10 protein-coding genes and 1 pseudogene are annotated in these 15,990 nt (G+C 70.8%); 7 read left to right on the plus strand and 4 right to left on the minus strand.

Annotation, left to right across the window (positions count from 1 at the left end; all coding sequences use genetic code 11):
- Window positions 1–26: 26 nt before the first annotated feature.
- Both ABTX60_RS01345 and ABTX60_RS01350 read right to left on the minus strand, forming a co-directional pair.
- Entirely contained in the window at window positions 27–899 is an 873-nt protein-coding gene (locus ABTX60_RS01345) for a carbohydrate ABC transporter permease (protein WP_352095014.1), read from the minus strand.
- On the minus strand, window positions 893–1,885 hold the full coding sequence (locus ABTX60_RS01350) for an ABC transporter permease (protein ID WP_352095015.1): 993 nt from the start codon (window positions 1,883–1,885) through the stop codon (window positions 893–895). The genes ABTX60_RS01345 and ABTX60_RS01350 overlap by 7 nt, the downstream gene beginning before the upstream one ends.
- Window positions 1,886–2,115: 230 nt before the next feature.
- Between ABTX60_RS01350 and ABTX60_RS01355 the strand changes: the two are divergent.
- Window positions 2,116–3,101 (plus strand): annotated as a pseudogene (locus ABTX60_RS01355) (acetylxylan esterase).
- A gap of 80 nt (window positions 3,102–3,181) precedes the next feature.
- Here the strand turns inward: ABTX60_RS01355 and ABTX60_RS01360 are convergent.
- A complete protein-coding gene (locus ABTX60_RS01360) occupies window positions 3,182–3,592 on the minus strand; it encodes an MmpS family transport accessory protein (RefSeq protein ID WP_352095016.1) in 411 nt (136 codons plus the stop codon).
- Between the two features lie 378 nt (window positions 3,593–3,970).
- On the opposite strand from ABTX60_RS01360, the gene ABTX60_RS01365 reads away from it, so the two are divergent.
- The 6 genes from ABTX60_RS01365 to ABTX60_RS01390 all read left to right on the plus strand — a co-directional run bounded on the left by ABTX60_RS01365 (window position 3,971) and on the right by ABTX60_RS01390 (window position 13,053).
- Window positions 3,971–5,029: a lytic polysaccharide monooxygenase auxiliary activity family 9 protein gene (locus ABTX60_RS01365; RefSeq protein WP_352095017.1), complete on the plus strand. Its 1,059-nt coding sequence runs from the start codon at window positions 3,971–3,973 to the stop codon at window positions 5,027–5,029.
- A gap of 573 nt (window positions 5,030–5,602) precedes the next feature.
- Window positions 5,603–8,440: a SpoIIE family protein phosphatase gene (locus ABTX60_RS01370; RefSeq protein ID WP_352095018.1), complete on the plus strand. Its 2,838-nt coding sequence runs from the start codon at window positions 5,603–5,605 to the stop codon at window positions 8,438–8,440.
- Window positions 8,440–9,522 (plus strand): substrate-binding domain-containing protein, encoded by a 1,083-nt coding sequence (locus ABTX60_RS01375; protein ID WP_352095019.1) that lies wholly within the window; start codon window positions 8,440–8,442, stop codon window positions 9,520–9,522. The genes ABTX60_RS01370 and ABTX60_RS01375 overlap by 1 nt, the downstream gene beginning before the upstream one ends.
- A gap of 14 nt (window positions 9,523–9,536) precedes the next feature.
- On the plus strand, window positions 9,537–10,316 hold the full coding sequence (locus ABTX60_RS01380; RefSeq protein WP_352095020.1) for an ATP-binding cassette domain-containing protein: 780 nt from the start codon (window positions 9,537–9,539) through the stop codon (window positions 10,314–10,316).
- Window positions 10,313–11,611 carry a sugar ABC transporter permease gene (locus tag ABTX60_RS01385; protein ID WP_352095021.1) on the plus strand — a complete coding sequence of 433 codons (1,299 nt, stop codon included), beginning with the start codon at window positions 10,313–10,315 and terminating at the stop codon, window positions 11,609–11,611. Before ABTX60_RS01380 ends, ABTX60_RS01385 begins: the two co-directional genes overlap by 4 nt.
- A gap of 86 nt (window positions 11,612–11,697) precedes the next feature.
- Window positions 11,698–13,053 carry an ABC transporter substrate-binding protein gene (locus tag ABTX60_RS01390; RefSeq protein ID WP_352095022.1) on the plus strand — a complete coding sequence of 452 codons (1,356 nt, stop codon included), beginning with the start codon at window positions 11,698–11,700 and terminating at the stop codon, window positions 13,051–13,053.
- Window positions 13,054–13,142: 89 nt separating this feature from the next.
- Here the strand turns inward: ABTX60_RS01390 and acnA are convergent, their stop codons facing one another.
- A complete protein-coding gene (acnA, locus tag ABTX60_RS01395) occupies window positions 13,143–15,860 on the minus strand; it encodes an aconitate hydratase AcnA (protein WP_352095023.1) in 2,718 nt (905 codons plus the stop codon).
- Window positions 15,861–15,990 lie beyond the last annotated feature (130 nt).

Raw genomic sequence — 15,990 nt, forward strand, 5'->3', positions numbered from 1 at the left:
TAGTCGAGTTGCGGAGCGGTGCGCGGTCAGCCCTTGACCGCGCCGAGCATCACGCCCGAGACGAAGTAGCGCTGGACGAACGGGTACACGCACAGGATCGGCAGGGCGGTGAGGACGATGGTCACCGACTGGATGTTCGCGCCGACCTGGCTGAGCTGCTCGGTTCCGGCACCGGCGTTGCCGCCGCCGGTGGCGCCCTGGATGAGGTTGCGCAGGTAGACCGTGACCGGCATCAGCTCGGTGCGGTCCATGTAGAGGAACGCGCTGAACCAGGAGTTCCAGAAGGACACCGAGTAGAAGAGCACCATGGTCGCCACGACCGCCTTGGACAGCGGCAGCACGATTCTCAGCAGGGTGCCGTAGGTGCTCAGGCCGTCGATCTGCGCGGCCTCCTCCAGCTCCGTCGGCAGGTTCTCGAAGAAGGCCTTCATCACCAGCAGGTTGAAGACACTGATCGCGTTCGGCAGGGCGATCGCCCAGACGCTGTTCTTCAGGCCGAGGCTGGTGACCAGGATGTAGTTCGGGATCAGGCCGCCGGTGAAGAACATGGTGAACACGGCGACGCCGACGAGCACGCCCCGGCCCCTGAGGTGCTTCTTCGACAGGACGTAGGCGTAACAGGTCGTCAGGATCATGGCGATCGCCGTCGCCACGACCGTGTAGAGGACGGTGTTGCCGTAGTTCCGCCAGAACATCGAGTCCTGGAACACGATCCTGTACGTGGTGAGGTTGAACCCCCTGGGCAGCAGGGTCACCTCACCGGCCCGGATCTGCCGCTCCCCGCTGAAGGACCGCGCGAGGATGTTGACGAAGGGGTAGAGGGTCACCAGCACGACGAGCGTGAGGATCACCCCGTTGACACCCTGGAAGACCCGCTGGGAGCGGCTCGGCCTCACCACAGGCTCGTCCCCACCGTGCGGCGCGAGAGCGTGTTGGCGGACGTGATCAGGACCAGGCCGATGACCGCCTCGAACAGGCCGATGGCGGCGGCGTAGCTGAAGCTGTTGGACTCCACGCCGGAGCGGTAGACGTACGTCGAGATCACATCCGCGGTGGGATAGGTCAGGGGGTTGTACAGCAGCAGCACCTTCTCGAAGCCGACCGCCATGAACGTGCCGACGTTGAGGATCAGCAGCGTGATCATGGTGGGGCGGATGCCGGGCAGGGTGACGTGCCAGATCTGCCGCCAGCGGCCCGCGCCGTCGATACGGGCGGCTTCGTACAGGTCCTCGTCGATCGTGGTGAGCGCGGCGAGGTAGAGGATCGTGCCCCAGCCTGCGGTCTGCCAGATCTCTGAACCCACGTAGACGGTGCGAAACCACCCGGGTTCCTGGATGAAGCGCACCGGGTCGTGTCCGAGCACGCCCAGGAGGTGATTGACGGGGCCGTCGCTCGCCAGCATCTGCATCGTGATGCCCGCGACGATCACGATCGACAGGAAGTGCGGGAGGTACGACACCGACTGCACGAACCGCTTCAGGGAGCGCCGGCGCACCTCGTTCAGCAGCAGCGCGAGCACGATCGGGATCGGGAAGCAGAAGACGAGCGTGAGCCCGCCCAGCCACAGGGTGTTGCGGAACACCTGCCAGAAGGTGGGGTCGCTGAGGAACATCCGCACATAGCGCAGGCCCACCCATTCCTCACCGAAGATCGATCCGCCGGGCTCGAAGCGCCGGAAGGCGATGACGTTGCCGATCATCGGCAGATAGCGGAAGACCAGGAAGAACAGCAGCGGCAGGATCGCCAGCGAGTACAACTGCCAGTCGCGGCGCAGTGCCCGCCGCCATCCGGTCCGGTCGGGCACCCGTTTGCCGCGCCGGGGAGCGGCCCGGGCCGACGGCCGGCCCTGGGCGCCCGGCGGGGCCGGTGTGGTGGACGTGCTCATTGCTCGGGCCTCCCGTGGACATGGGACGCGGAACCGAAACTTTCGAGCTCTTGCCGGTAACTTGCGGCAACCTATGGGGCTCAGAAAGCGCTGTCAATGGGTGCTGCGACACTCAGGCGGGGCGCCTGGGGCGCGTTGGAATCCCATGAGACCTGGGTATGACCCCGGAATCACGCGCGTTGCTCGACCGCAAGTTTCTGGATGACCACCGATTCCTGCGAGGTGTCACCGTGCCCGCGTTCGACCTGCCGCTGCCCGAACTGGAGCGCCACCGCCCGGACATCGAGGAGCCCGCCGACTTCGACAGGTTCTGGCAGGACACCCTGGAGGCGGCCGGGGAGGCGGACCCCGTGGTGTCGGTGCGGCCGGTGGAGACGGGCCTTCGGCTGACGCGGACCTGGGACGTGACGTTCCGGGGTTTCGGGGGCGACCCGGTGCGGGCGTGGTTCAGCCGGCCGGCCGAGGCGGACGAACCGCTGCCCGCCGTGGTCGAGTTCGCCGGCTACGGGCGCGGTCGCGGCCTCCCGCACGAGCGCCTGACGTGGGTCAACGCCGGGTACGCGCACCTACTCATGGACAACCGCGGTCAGGGCGACCAGTACGGATGCGGCGGCGACACCCCCGACCCGCACGCCGTCGCGCCGGGCGGGCCCGGGCCGGCGGTGCGCGGGCTGCTCGCCGCCGAGGACTACCACTACCGGCGCCTGATCACGGACGCCGTGCGCGCCGTCGCGGCCGTACGGGAGTTGCCGGGTGTCGATCCCGGGCGGGTCGCCGCCCTGGGCAACAGCCAGGGGGGAGGGCTGGCCCTGGCGGTCGCGGGGCTCGCGCCCGGCCTGGCGGCACTGCTGACCACGGCGCCGTTGCTGTGCGGGATCCGGCGCGCCCTGGACCTCACGGAGGCCGGGCCCTACGGCGAGATCGCCGCCTACCTCTCCGTCCACCGGGGCGCCGAGCGCGCCGCCTTTCGCACCCTCTCCTACGTCGAGGGCGTCTCCTTCGCCCGCCGCGCACAGGCCCCGGCCCACTTCGGGGTGGGCCTGCGGGACACGGTGTGTCCGCCGAGCGGGGCGTACGCCGCCTTCAACCGCTACGCCGAACTGACCGGCGCGGACCCGCGCAAGGAGATCCACGCCTATCCGTTCAACGGGCACGAGGGCGGCGACGCGTACAGGTGCGGCGGCAACTGGATTGGCTGCGGCGGGTGTTGGGCTGACGGCGGGGCGGCACGAGGCCGGCCGGCCCGTCGGCGACGCAGCCGGGAGGCTGCGCCATCCCGCCCGCCCCTCCCCTGGGTCATCCCGCGACCGGGGACTCCGCGGTGCAGCCGCCGGCACTCACCAGACCCTCGGCACTCTGCTCCTCGATCACCTTGCCCTTGTGGATGATCTTGCAGGTGATCCGGGAGCCCTCGGGGTCGGCGGCGACCGGCATGACCGCGGCGGGCATGATGCCGCGCAGCGTGACCGTCTTCTTCCACGGGAGTTCGGGCTTCGACACCGACTCGATCTTCGGGTCCATGGCCTTGCCCCCGCCGCCGTGGAATTCGATCGAGTCGATGTTCTTCCCCGTCACCTCGTAGGTGACCTCGTACGTCTCGTCCACCGCCTTGTCGACCTGGTCGACCGCCTCGGAGCAGGCCGTGAGGCCGAGCGCGAGACCGGTGACGGCGACGGAACAGACGGCGGCGCGAAGAGTGCGCTTCACAGAGATCCCCCCGGATCATGATGGTCGAGTCCCGCAGCCAACCGCAAAGGGAAAGTAAAGTCAACTTGCTTTCCGTGCGGGTCTGTTGGGCCGTCACCGGGGGCGGCCCGCCACACCCCCGCTGACTTCGGTGGAGGCGTTGGACACCTCGGCAGGGGCCCTCGGCCCAGACCCTTGCCCCCGGAGCCGTTTACATCTGCGCCGCCGGGCGCTAACTTCCGCAACAGCGGGGTGGGAGCGCTCCCATTACGGTGGACCGGAACCCGCCCTCGAGCCGCTCCCATCCCGCGCGTCCGCACCCGCACATCCGGCAGGCCCGTACCCCCACGAACGGATGGTGCTGTCATGATCCCGACAAGCGAGCCGGGAGGATCGGCGATGCCCCGACCAGCGCTGAACTCCCGGGCCAGAGCCCTCTTCCTCGTGCTGCTCTCCCTCCTCGTCACCGTCCCGGCCATCGGCCTGGTCATGACGTCCGGTGGCGAGGCGGAGGCGCACGGCACCCCCATGAAGCCCGGCAGCCGTACCTTCCTGTGCTGGCAGGACGGCCTGACGGACACCGGCGAGATCAAGCCGGTCAATCCCGCCTGCCGAGGCGCGCAGCAGGTCAGCGGCACCACCCCGTTCTACAACTGGTTCTCGGTGCTCCGCTCGGACGGCGCCGGGCGCACCCGGGGCTTCGTACCGGACGGCGAGCTGTGCAGCGGCGGCAACACCAACTTCACCGGGTTCGACAAGCCCGGCAAGGACTGGCCGCTCACCCATCTCACCTCGGGCGCGACCGTCGACTTCTCGTACAACGCCTGGGCGGCGCACCCTGGTTGGTTCTACGTCTACATCACCAAGGACGGCTTCGACCCGACCAAGACGCTCACCTGGAACGACATGGAGGAGCGGCCCTTCCTGAGCGTCGACCACCCGCCGCTGAAGGGCTCCCCGGGCACGGTCGAGGCCAACTACTCCTGGACGGGCAAGCTCCCCGCCGGCAAGTCGGGACGGCACATCATCTACATGGTCTGGCAGCGTTCCGACAGCCAGGAGACCTTCTACTCCTGCTCCGATGTCGTCTTCGACGGCGGCAACGGCGAGGTGACCGGCATCAAGGAGCCGGGCACCCCGTCCGAGCCGGTGCCCGGCACCTGCACGGCCACCCGGAAGACGACCGGCACCTGGAACGGCGGCCACCAGTCCGAGGTGACCGTCACCAACACCGGCACGGTCCCGATGCTCGGCTGGATGGTCGACTGGACCCTCCCGGCGGGCCAGAAGGTCGAGAGCCTGTGGAGCGGCAGCGCGACCTACAACGGCCAGGCGGTGATGGTCCACAACGCCGCCTGGAACGGCTCCCTCGCGCCGGGCAAGAGCGCGACGTTCGGATACGTCGTCTCCGGGGCGGGAGGTGACAGTACGAGCAGTCTGCCCTGCAGGGTGGGCTGAACCGCCGGACGGGCGGGCCCGGTGACCGGGGCGACGGTGACCGGGCCCGTCGGCGCGACACGCTCCGGGCGGGCCGGGCGGGGGCACCGGCCGGTTCCCTCCCCGGAGTCCCGGCGGCGAAGGTTGCGCCATGGCGGCACACCTCGCCCTGGCCCGCTTGATGGGGGTCGGCGAACTGCGCGGCCTCGCTGATCTGCGGTGACGGCCTCCTGCCCGGCGAGCACTCGCCCTGCATGTCTCTCTGGCCGACTGGGGCACCACCGTCTCAGCGGTCGGCCGTGGACACCAGGCGGCGCAGTGACACGCGGGCCGGTGGAGCCCTGGTCGGTTCGCCGCCGGGGCGGCCTTGGAGGCCGGTCTCTCCGACGCCAACCGGGCCGGGCGCCCCATATGTCGTGGTTATCCAGGTGTGCGATTCTGTTGTGTGGGTGCCCTGCCGCTCGTGTGCGGCGTGGATCCGCCATGGGAGGCGCGACCCCGCGCCGCCGTTCCCGTGCCCGCGTCGTCGTCGCCCGAGTTCCGGGGACTCCCACCTGCCGGTGGCTGCGGCATGGACGGGAGGTGGATGCGGACATGCCCCATTACGGCGATGCCCGGGCCGCGATCCCCGGTCTTCGGGCGCCGGGGGACGGGGGCACCGGTCCGCCTCGCCCCGCTTCGGAACCGGCCGCGCGAGCGCGGCTCCTGGCGTTCGCGGGGGTGACGCTGGCGGCGGTGTACGTACGCGGCGAGGACGGGGCCGAGCTGCGGCTGGTGGAGGCTGTCGGTGCCGAGTCCGAGCAGCGGTACCGGTTGCCGGGGCGGGTGGCCGTCCCGGTTGCGGGGGGATCTCCCGGCGCGGGATCGAGCGGTTACAGCGGGCCGACTCCGGACGTCGACACCCCCGGCGCCCCTTCCCCCGCCCCCTCCCCCCGTGCCGGTCCCGGCGCTGTCCCTTCCGGCCCGGAGACGGGAGGCGGCGGCCCGGCCGTCGCCGAGGCCTATCTGCGGGGGCGGCCCGTGTGGCTCGCGGGTGTGGTGCTCGCCGGAGGGGAGGACGGCGTGGCCGCCTCCGCCCCGCTCGGAGCCCTGCCGCTGGGGGCCGCGGGCGGCTGGCTGGGCTGTCTCGTCGTGGTGGGAGAGGCCGGGGAGGGGTTCGGGTCGGAGCAGCGGGAGTTCCTGGAGCAGTACGCCGAGGCCGTCGCCGAGCGGCTGCGGGGCGAGGCCGACCGGTCGGCGCCCTCACCCCTGCTGGATTCGGCCCTGCGCGCCATGGGAGTCGGGTCCTTCGCCCTGTCGCCCGGGACCGGGCTGGTCGAGACGGATCCGGCGCTGCTCGAACTCGTCGGCATCCCCGAGGGCGGTTTCGACGGCAAGACCGACACCCTGCTCTCGGTCAGCGTGCCGGAGGACGTCCCCGCGCTGATGTCGGTCATCGAACCGTCCGCGCAGGCTCCGGGCCGCCGTGAGCTGGAGTTCCGTATCCGCAGGCCCACCGGTGAACTGTGCTGGCTGCGGCTGAACTGCCGGGTGCTGAAGGGGCCCGACGGCGCTCCCGAGCGGGTGCTGGGCGTGGTGAGCGCGGCGCCCGTGCTGCGCCGCAGCGCCAGCGACGTCGCCCGGATCCAGTGGCTGACGGCCGCGCTCGACGACGCCACGACCGTCCGGGACGTCAGCCGGGTCGTCGTCGCCGCGTTGCGCGAGCCACTGGGTGCCGACCGGGTGGCGCTCGCCGAGCTGCTGGAGGACCGGCTGGCGGTCACCGTGCTCGATCCGCCGGGTGCCGGCGCCTGGCCGGAGCTGTGGCGCCATGAGTGGCGCTCGGAATGGCCCGACGCGCCGGTCTCCGCCCTTCCCACGCTCCAGGCGGCACTGCGGGACGGGCGGATGAGCCTGTGGCAGGCGGGTTCCGTCCTGGAGCCGGGGCTCGCGGGGATAGGCCCCGGCGGGCTCGCGGTGCTGCCGCTGCCGGCCAGGAGCGGGGTGGCGGGGGTGTGCCTGGTGGGCTGGGACACCCCGCACGAGTTCGCCCCCGAGGAGCGGGCCCTGCTGACCGCCACCGCCGGACTGGTCGGGCAGGCCCTCAAGCGCGCGCACGCCTACGACGCCGAGCAGGAGCTCGCGACGATGCTCCAGCGCAGCCTGCTGCCCCGCCGGCTCCCCAAGCTGCCCGGGGGCACGGCCGTGGCCCGCTATCTGCCCGCCCGGCGCGGGCTCCAGGTGGGCGGCGACTGGTACGACGTGATCGCGCTGTCGGAGAACAAGGTGGCCCTGGTCATCGGGGATGTGCAGGGACACAGCGCCGGGGCCGCGACGATCATGGGCCAGATGCGTACGGCGGTCCGCGCCTACGCCGTGGAGGGGCATCCGCCGGATGTGGTCGTCGCGCACGCCAACCGGCTGCTCGTCGGCATGGAGACCGACCTCTTCGCCACCTGCTGCTATGTCGAGCTGGACATGGAGGAGGGCAACGCGCTGTTCGTGCGGGCCGGGCATCTGGCCCCGCTGGCGCGGCATCCCGACGGCGGCACCGCGGAGATCGCGGTCGAGGGCGGGCTCCCGCTGGGTGTCCTCGCGGACGCGGAGTTCCCGCTGACGGCCCTGGCGCTCGCGCCGGGATCGGTGCTCGCGCTGGTGACGGACGGTCTGGTCGAGTCGGCGGACCTGCAGGTGGACGAGGGGATGCGGCTCGTGCGCCAGGCGCTGGCCGCGGCCGATCCCGCCGACCCGGGACGGATGGCCGACGAGCTGCTCGGCGAGGCCGGGCGGCGTGAGGACGACGTGGCGGTGCTGCTGCTGCGCTACGACGGGATGCGGGTACGGCCGGTGCGGGCGGGCTGGGTGGTGTGGCGGCTGCCGGACGCGGTGATGCACGCCCGCCGGTTCAGTGCGCGCACGCTGCGTTCGTGGGGCATCGCCGCCGAGGCCGACACCGTCCTGCTGGTGGTGTCGGAGCTGGTCACCAATGCGCTGGTGCACACACAGGGCGCGGTACGCGTGGAGCTGACCCTGGCTGCGGACCGGCTGCGGGTGACCGTGAACGACTCCTCGCCGCGGGCACCGGCCAAGCCGGTGGTCGTGGACTGGGAGTCGACGGGCGGGCGCGGGCTCTTCCTGGTCGAGGCCATGTCGGCGGCCTGGGGTTCGGTGCCGGTGGGCGGCGGCAAGCAGGTGTGGAGCGAGATCGTCGTCACGCGCCGGGAGACGGAACCCGGTGAAGAGCCGGACGAGGAACCGAAGAGCGAGCCGGAGGAGGAGCGCAGGCCGGGCCGGGTCTGGGGCCTGGGCCGCGACCGGACCTGGGGCCTGGGCCGCAACCGGGACCGCCGCAAGGCCCGCGACCAGGGCCCGCGCGGCAACGGGGAGCAGGCCACGAACCGTGGCGGCGACCAGGCCGTTCGCGACCCCGGAACCGACGAGGGGGGTCCCTGATGCGCGGCCTCGGTCTGCGCGGTGCCGCCGGGCTGCTGGCGATCCTGCTGGCCGTGTCCCTCACCGCGTGCACGGACAGCGGTGGGGAGGGCGAGGGCGAGCTGACCATCGGGCTGCTGCTGCCGAGCCGGGCCGTGCCCCGCTGGGAGAAGTGGGACCGGCCCCTGATCGAGAAACGGGTCAAGGAGCTGTGCTCGGAGTGCAGGGTCGTGTACGCCAACGCCGAGAACGACGCGGCGAGCCAGCGGCAGCAGATGACCTCCATGATCACCCGGGGCGTCTCGGCCCTGCTGCTGGACGTCGTCGACCCCAAGGCCCTGCGCTCCTCGGTGCACGCGGCGCAGCGCGAGGGCATCCCGGTCGTCGCCTACGACCGCCTCGCCGAAGGCCCGATCTCGGGTTTCGTCACTTTCGACGGCGCCGAGGTCGGCAGGCTCCAGGGACAGGAGCTCCTGAACGGCATGGGCGCCAGGGCCGACGGTGGCGGTGTCGTCATGATGAACGGCGACCCGTCCAGCCCCAACGCCGCCTGGTACGAAGGCGGGGCGCGGGCCGTCCTGAAGGACGAGGTGCGGATCCTGAAGTCGTACGACACCGTGGGGTGGCGTACGGAGAACGCGCACGACCACATGTCCGCCGCGGTCAGTGCCCTCGGTCCGAGCGCGATCGACGGGGTGCTCGCGGCCAACGACTCCATCGCGGCCGGTGTCATCTCGGCCCTCAAGAGCGCCCGTGTCTCGCCGCTGCCCCCGGTCACCGGGCAGGACGCCGACCTCGACGCCGTGCAGCGCATCGTCGAGGGCGAGCAGTACATGACCGTCTACAAACCGTTCCGGCAGGAGGCCGAGGCGGCCGCCGCGATGGCCGTCGCCCTGGCACGCGGCAACGACATCGACTCCCTGGTCACGACGAAGGTGGACAGTCCCACGACCGAGGACGTCCCGGCGATCCTGCTCACCCCCACCGCCGTGACGCGCGAGACGATCGGTCGGACGCTCATCCGCAACGGTGTCTACACGCTCGACCAGATCTGCACTCCGAAGTTCCGCCCGGCCTGTGCCCGCGCCGGGCTCACCCGGTGAGCGAGGTGGTCCCCGTGGCCCATCCCCCCGTCCTGGCCCTGCGCGGCATCACCAAGCGGTTCGGCGGCGTCCAGGCGCTGGTGGACGTCGACCTCCAGGTCCGGGCCGGTGAGGTCGTGGCCCTGGCGGGCGACAACGGAGCGGGCAAGTCCACGCTGGTCAAGGTGATCTCCGGGGTCAGTCCAGCCGACCGGGGCGTCATCGAGTGGGAGGGGCGCCTCGTGCAGATCAAACGCCCGCACGACGCCCACGCCCTGGGCATCGCGACCGTCTACCAGGACCTCGCCATGTGCGACAACCTGGACGTCGTCGGCAATCTCTTCCTCGGCCGTGAGATCGACCGGGTGGGCGTCCTCGACGAGGTGGAGATGGAGCGCCGTGCCCGTGACCTGATGCGCGCGCTGTCGATCCGCGTCCCCGACGTGCGGGTGCCGGTCGCCGCGCTGTCGGCCGGGCAGCGGCAGGCCGTCGCGATCTCCCGCTCGCTGATGGGCGCCCCCAAGGTGCTGCTGCTCGACGAGCCCACCGCCGCCCTCGGCGTGGAGCAGACCAGTCATCTGCTCGACCTGATCGAGGAGGTCCGCGACCGCGGTATGGCGATCATCCTCATCAGTCACAACATGGGCGACATCAAGGCCGTCGCGGACCGGGTCGCCGTGCTGCGGCTGGGCCGCAACAACGGTCTGTTCGACGTGAGCACGGTGACCCAGGAGCAGATCATCTCCTCCGTCACGGGGGCGGCGGACAACGCCGTGGCCCATCGCTCGAGGGGGGACGAGGAGGCGTGGCCGTGAGCCGCGGCGGGCCGCACCGGGACGGCGGGCCGGCGGGACCGGGCAGCGCCGGGCCGGTCACCACCGATCGCGGGCAGGGCGCCACCCGCGGCTGGCGGGACGGTGTGCGCCAGTACGCGCTGGAGGTCCGCGGCAGTGTGCGGGGCGGCGAGCGGGGGCCGCTCCTGGTTCTCGGCGGGCTGCTCGTGATCTGGATCGTGTTCCAGGGGCTGGACGACAAGTTCCTCTCGCCGCGCAACCTGTCCAACCTCAGTGTCGACATCGTCGGGACCGGGCTGGTCGCCGTCGGGATCGTGTTCGTGCTGCTGATCCGGGAGATCGATCTGTCGGTCGGTTCGGTCAGCGGCCTGGCGGGGGCGGCGTTCGCCGTACTGAACGTGAACCACGGGGTGCCGGAGTGGCTGGCGGTGATCGTGGCGGTGGCCGTGGGGACGGCCGTGGGCGCCTTCCACGGGTTCTTCCACGCCTGGCTCGGCGTGCCGGCGTTCGTGGTGACGCTGGCCGGGCTGCTGATCTGGAACGGTCTGACGCTCTACCTGCTGGGTGCGAGCGGCACGATCAACATCGACGAGGAGGGCCTGGTCGCCTCCCTGACCAGCCGGCACTTCGGCGACGACCTGGTGGCGTACGGGCTCGCCGGGCTCGGCACGGCCGGGTACTTCCTGGCCGCCCACCGTCGGCGCAGCCGCCACCGGGCGGCCGGGATGCCCTACCGGACGGAGGGTGACATCGGGATGCGCACCGGTCTCCTCGCGGTGGTCGCCTTCGCCGGTGCCTACACCCTCAACCGGTTCCAGGGGCTGCCGCTGGCGCTGCTGATCTTCCTGGTGGTGCTGGTGGTCTCGGACTATCTGTTGCGCCGTACCCGCTACGGGCGGCGGGTGTACGCGCTCGGCGGCGGGGTCGAGGCGGCGCGGCGGGCCGGCATCGGGGTGGAGCGGGTGCGGATCGCGATGTTCATGGTGTCGGGGACGCTGGCCGCGTTCGGCGGGCTGTTCGTGGCGTCGGGGCTGACCTCGGCGAGCCCCACGACGGCCCGGGCCGCCGGTTCGGGGATGCTGCTGATCAACGCCATAGCGGCGGCCGTCATCGGCGGGACCAGTCTGTTCGGCGGGCGGGGCTCGCCCTGGTCGGTGCTGCTGGGTGTGGTGGTGATCCAGTCGATCGCCTCGGGGATGGGGCTGCTGGGAGTCCAGGACGCCGTGCAGTTCATGATCACCGGCGGGGTGCTGCTGGCCGCGGTGGCGGCCGACGCGCTGTCCAGACGCGCTCAGGCCCGGCGCGGCAGGCCGTGAACCATGATCTGCCGCTGCTTCACTCCTGACTGCTCTTCTCACGAAATGTCTAGCAGTCGGTAAAGGTGGGTATGCAGTGATATGTCATGAAACGCAGTCGCCTCCTCCAGGCGGCCGTGGCCCTCATGGTCGCGGCCGGACTGGTCCTCGCCGGGTGCGGCGACGCCGATCTGCCCGGCGGCGAGGAGCAGGCCGATATCAGCGTGCTCGCGACGGACGTACCGCAGATCCAGACCCTGAAGAAGCTCACCAAGAGGCATTTCACGGCGGAGACCGGCATCACCGTCGATTACACCCTGCTCCCGGAGAACGAGGCGCGGGAGAAGATGAACCGCGAGTTCGCGACCCAGGCCGGCACCTACGACGTGGCGAGCGTCAGCGCGTACGAGGTGCCGATCTACGCGGACAACGGCTGGCTCGCCCCGCTGGACTCCTATGTGAAGGCCGACGAGGACTTCGACCAGGAGGACGTCTTCCCGAACCTGGCGTCCTCGCTGACGGGCGACGACGGCAAGCTCTACGCCGAGCCGTTCTACGGTGAGGGCTCCTTCCTGATGTACCGCAAGGACCTGTTCCGCAAGGACGGGCTGACGATGCCGCCGAACCCGACCTGGCAGCAGGTCGCCGACCTCGCCGCCCGGGTCGACGGAACCGACGGCGCGAGCGGCATCTGCCTGCGCGGCCTGCCCGGCTGGGGCCAGAACCTCGCCCCCATCAACACGGTCGTCAACACCTTCGGCGGCGCCTGGTACGACTTGGACTGGAACGCCCGGCTGACCTCACCGGAGTTCAGGAAGGCCGTCGGGTTCTACGTCGACCTGCTTCGCTCCCACGGCCAGCCCGATCCCGAGCGGATGGGCGTGCTGGAGATCCTGGACAGCTTCGTCGAGGGCAAGTGCGCCATGATGTACGACGCCACGTCGCTGGCCTCGTCGATCGAGGCCGACAGTTCCCCGGTCAAGGGCAAGGTGGGCTACGTCCCGGCCCCGCACGAGAAGACCGGCAAGGCCGGCTGGGTGTGGACCTGGGCCTGGGGCATCCAGCAGGCGTCCGAGCACAAGGACGCCGCCTGGGAGTTCATCTCCTGGGCCTCCTCCAAGCAGTTCCAGGAACTGGTCGGCCAGGAGATGGGCTGGACCGCGGCCCCCGCCGGTAATCGCAAGTCTCTGTACGACAGGCCCGAGTACCAGCAGGCTGCCGGTGCCTGGTACCGGCAGGAGTACACGGCGGCGACGGACTCGGCCGACCCGAAGGACCCGGGAGTCGGCCCCCGCCCCTACACCGGCATCGGCTTCCTCGGCATCCCCGAGTTCGCCGTGCTGGGTACGGCGGTCTCCGAGCAGATCGCCGCGGCCATCGCCGGCCGGCAGTCCGTGGACGCGGCCCTCGACAAGGCGCAGGACCTCGCCCAGGCCGCGGCGGCGAAGTACCGCGGCGAGTGAGGCGGCTTCCACGGTGGATCCGGTGAACGGCGCGGGCCGCGCCCCCGGTCACCCGGGGGCGCGGCCCGCGAACTGCCGTCGTGGTCCGCTTACTTGCGGATCAGGCTGCGCAGCACGTACTGCATGATGCCGCCGTTGCGGTAGTAGTCCGCCTCGCCGGGGGTGTCGATGCGGACGACCGCGTCGAACTCGACGCCGGTGTCGGTGGTGACCTTCACCGTGCGCGGGGTGGTGCCGTTGTTGAGCTCCTCGACGCCGGTGAAGTCGAAGGTCTCCTCACCGGTGAGACCGAGCGACGCGGCGGTCTGGCCCTCGGGGAACTGCAGCGGCAGGACGCCCATGCCGATGAGGTTCGAGCGGTGGATGCGCTCGTAGGACTCGGCGATGACGGCCTTGACGCCCAGGAGCGCGGTGCCCTTGGCGGCCCAGTCGCGGGAGGAGCCGGAGCCGTACTCCTTGCCGGCCAGGACGACCAGCGGGATGCCGGCGGCCTGGTAGTTCTGCGAGGCGTCGTAGATGAACGACACCGGCGCGTCGGCCTGCGTGAAGTCGCGGGTGTAGCCGCCCTCGGTGCCCGGCGCGATCTGGTTGCGCAGGCGGATGTTGGCGAACGTGCCGCGGATCATGACCTCGTGGTTGCCGCGGCGGGAGCCGTAGCTGTTGAAGTCGCGGCGCTCGACGCCGTGCTCCGTGAGGTACTGGCCGGCCGGGGTGTCGGCCTTGATGGCACCGGCCGGGGAGATGTGGTCGGTGGTGACCGAGTCGCCCAGCTTGGCGAGCACCCGGGCGCCGGAGATGTTCTCGACCGGGGACGGCTCGTGGGCCATGCCCTCGAAGTACGGGGGCTTGCGCACGTAGGTGGACTCGGCGTCCCACTCGAAGGTGTTGCCGGTCGGGATGGGCAGCGCCTGCCACTGGGCGTCGCCCGCGAAGACGTCGCTGTAGGACTTGGCGAACATGTCCTCGCCGATGGCGTTGGCGACGACGTCGTTCACCTCGGCCTCGGAGGGCCAGATGTCCTTCAGGAAGACCGGGTTGCCGTCCTGGTCGGTGCCCAGGGCATCACGGGTGATGTCGACCTTCATGGAGCCGGCGAGGGCGTAGGCCACGACCAGCGGCGGGGACGCCAGGTAGTTCATCTTGACGTCGGGGTTGATCCGGCCCTCGAAGTTCCGGTTTCCGGAGAGGACCGAGGTGACCGCGAGGTCGTGGTCGTTGACGGCCTTGGAGACCTCCTCCGGCAGCGGGCCGGAGTTGCCGATGCAGGTGGTGCAGCCGTAGCCGACGAGGTTGAAGCCGACCTTGTCGAGGTACGGGGTCAGGCCCGCCTTCTCGAAGTAGTCGGTGACGACCTTGGAGCCCGGGGCGAGGGTGGTCTTGACCCACGGCTTCCGGGTCAGGCCCTTCTCCACCGCCTTCTTGGCCACCAGCGCGGCGGCGACCATGACGTACGGGTTGGAGGTGTTGGTGCAGGAGGTGATGGCCGCGACCGTCACCGCACCGTGGTCGATCTCGTACGACGAGCCGTCGGGGGCGGTCACGGTGACCGGGTTGGACGGCGTGCCGTTCGGGATCGTCGAGGGTGCGTCGGAACCCGGGAAGGACTCCTTGCTGGCCTCGTACTCGTCGTTGACGTAGTTGCGCACGTCCTGCGTGAACTGCTCGGCGGCGTTCGCGAGGACGATGCGGTCCTGCGGGCGCTTCGGGCCGGCGATGGACGGCACGACGGTCGACAGGTCGAGCTCGAGCTTCTCGGAGAAGTCGGGCTCGGCGGCCGGGTCGAGCCAGAGGCCCTGCTCCTTGGCGTACGCCTCGACCAGGGCGAGCTGCTGCTCGCTGCGGCCGGTGAGCCGCATGTAGTTGATGGTCTCGTCGTCGATCGGGAAGATCGCGGCGGTGGAGCCGAACTCCGGCGACATGTTGCCGATGGTGGCGCGGTTGGCCAGCGAGGTGGCGGCGACGCCCTCGCCGTAGAACTCGACGAACTTGCCGACGACGCCGTGCTTGCGCAGCATCTCGGTAATGGTCAGCACGAGGTCCGTGGCGGTCGTGCCGGCCTGCAACTCACCGGTGAGCTTGAAGCCGACGACGCGCGGGATGAGCATGGAGACCGGCTGGCCGAGCATGGCGGCCTCGGCCTCGATGCCGCCGACGCCCCAGCCGAGGACGCCGAGGCCGTTGACCATGGTGGTGTGCGAGTCGGTGCCGACCAGGGTGTCCGGGTAGGCCTTGCCCTCGCGGACCATGACGACACGGGCCAGGTGCTCGATGTTCACCTGGTGGACGATGCCGGTGCCGGGCGGGACGACCTTGAACTCGTCGAAGGCGGTCTGGCCCCAGCGCAGGAACTGGTAGCGCTCCTTGTTGCGGCCGTACTCCAGGTCGACGTTCTGCTTGAAGGCGTCGTTGGTGCCGAACTTGTCGGCGATGACGGAGTGGTCGATGACCAGCTCGGCCGGCGCCAGCGGGTTGATCTTCGCCGGGTCGCCGCCCAGCTCCTTGACGGCCTCACGCATCGTCGCGAGGTCCACGACGCAGGGAACGCCGGTGAAGTCCTGCATGATCACGCGGGCCGGCGTGAACTGGATCTCCTGGCTGGGCTGGGCCTGCGAGTCCCAGCCGCCGAGGGCACGGATGTGGTCGGCGGTGATGTTCGCGCCGTCCTCGGTGCGGAGCAGGTTCTCCAGCAGGACCTTGAGGCTGTAGGGCAGGCGGGCCGAGCCCTCCACCTTGTCCAGCCGGAAGATCTCGTACGACTCGTCGCCCACCTGCAGCGTGCTGCGGGCGTCGAAGCTGTTCGCCGACACGACAGTCTCCTTCATTGATGTGCGCGTACCACCACGATCCTGCCGCCACGGCATCTCGGCCGATCCGCTAAGGTAAGGCTAAGTTAGGCATGCCTTACCGAGGGTGGCGGCTTGCGGTGCTCTCTCGGCA

The sequence above is a fragment of the Streptomyces sp. NPDC126510 genome (assembly GCF_040302345.1).
Lineage (GTDB): Bacteria > Actinomycetota > Actinomycetes > Streptomycetales > Streptomycetaceae > Streptomyces.

Coding starts and splice junctions, on each gene's coding strand:
- ABTX60_RS01390 (WP_352095022.1), top strand. CDS start 11,698: ATGAAACGCAGTCGCCTCCTCCAGGCGGCCGTGGCCCTCATGGTCGCG.
- ABTX60_RS01375 (WP_352095019.1), top strand. CDS start 8,440: ATGCGCGGCCTCGGTCTGCGCGGTGCCGCCGGGCTGCTGGCGATCCTG.
- ABTX60_RS01365 (WP_352095017.1), top strand. CDS start 3,971: ATGCCCCGACCAGCGCTGAACTCCCGGGCCAGAGCCCTCTTCCTCGTG.
- ABTX60_RS01350 (WP_352095015.1), bottom strand. CDS start 1,885: ATGAGCACGTCCACCACACCGGCCCCGCCGGGCGCCCAGGGCCGGCCG.
- ABTX60_RS01370 (WP_352095018.1), top strand. CDS start 5,603: ATGCCCCATTACGGCGATGCCCGGGCCGCGATCCCCGGTCTTCGGGCG.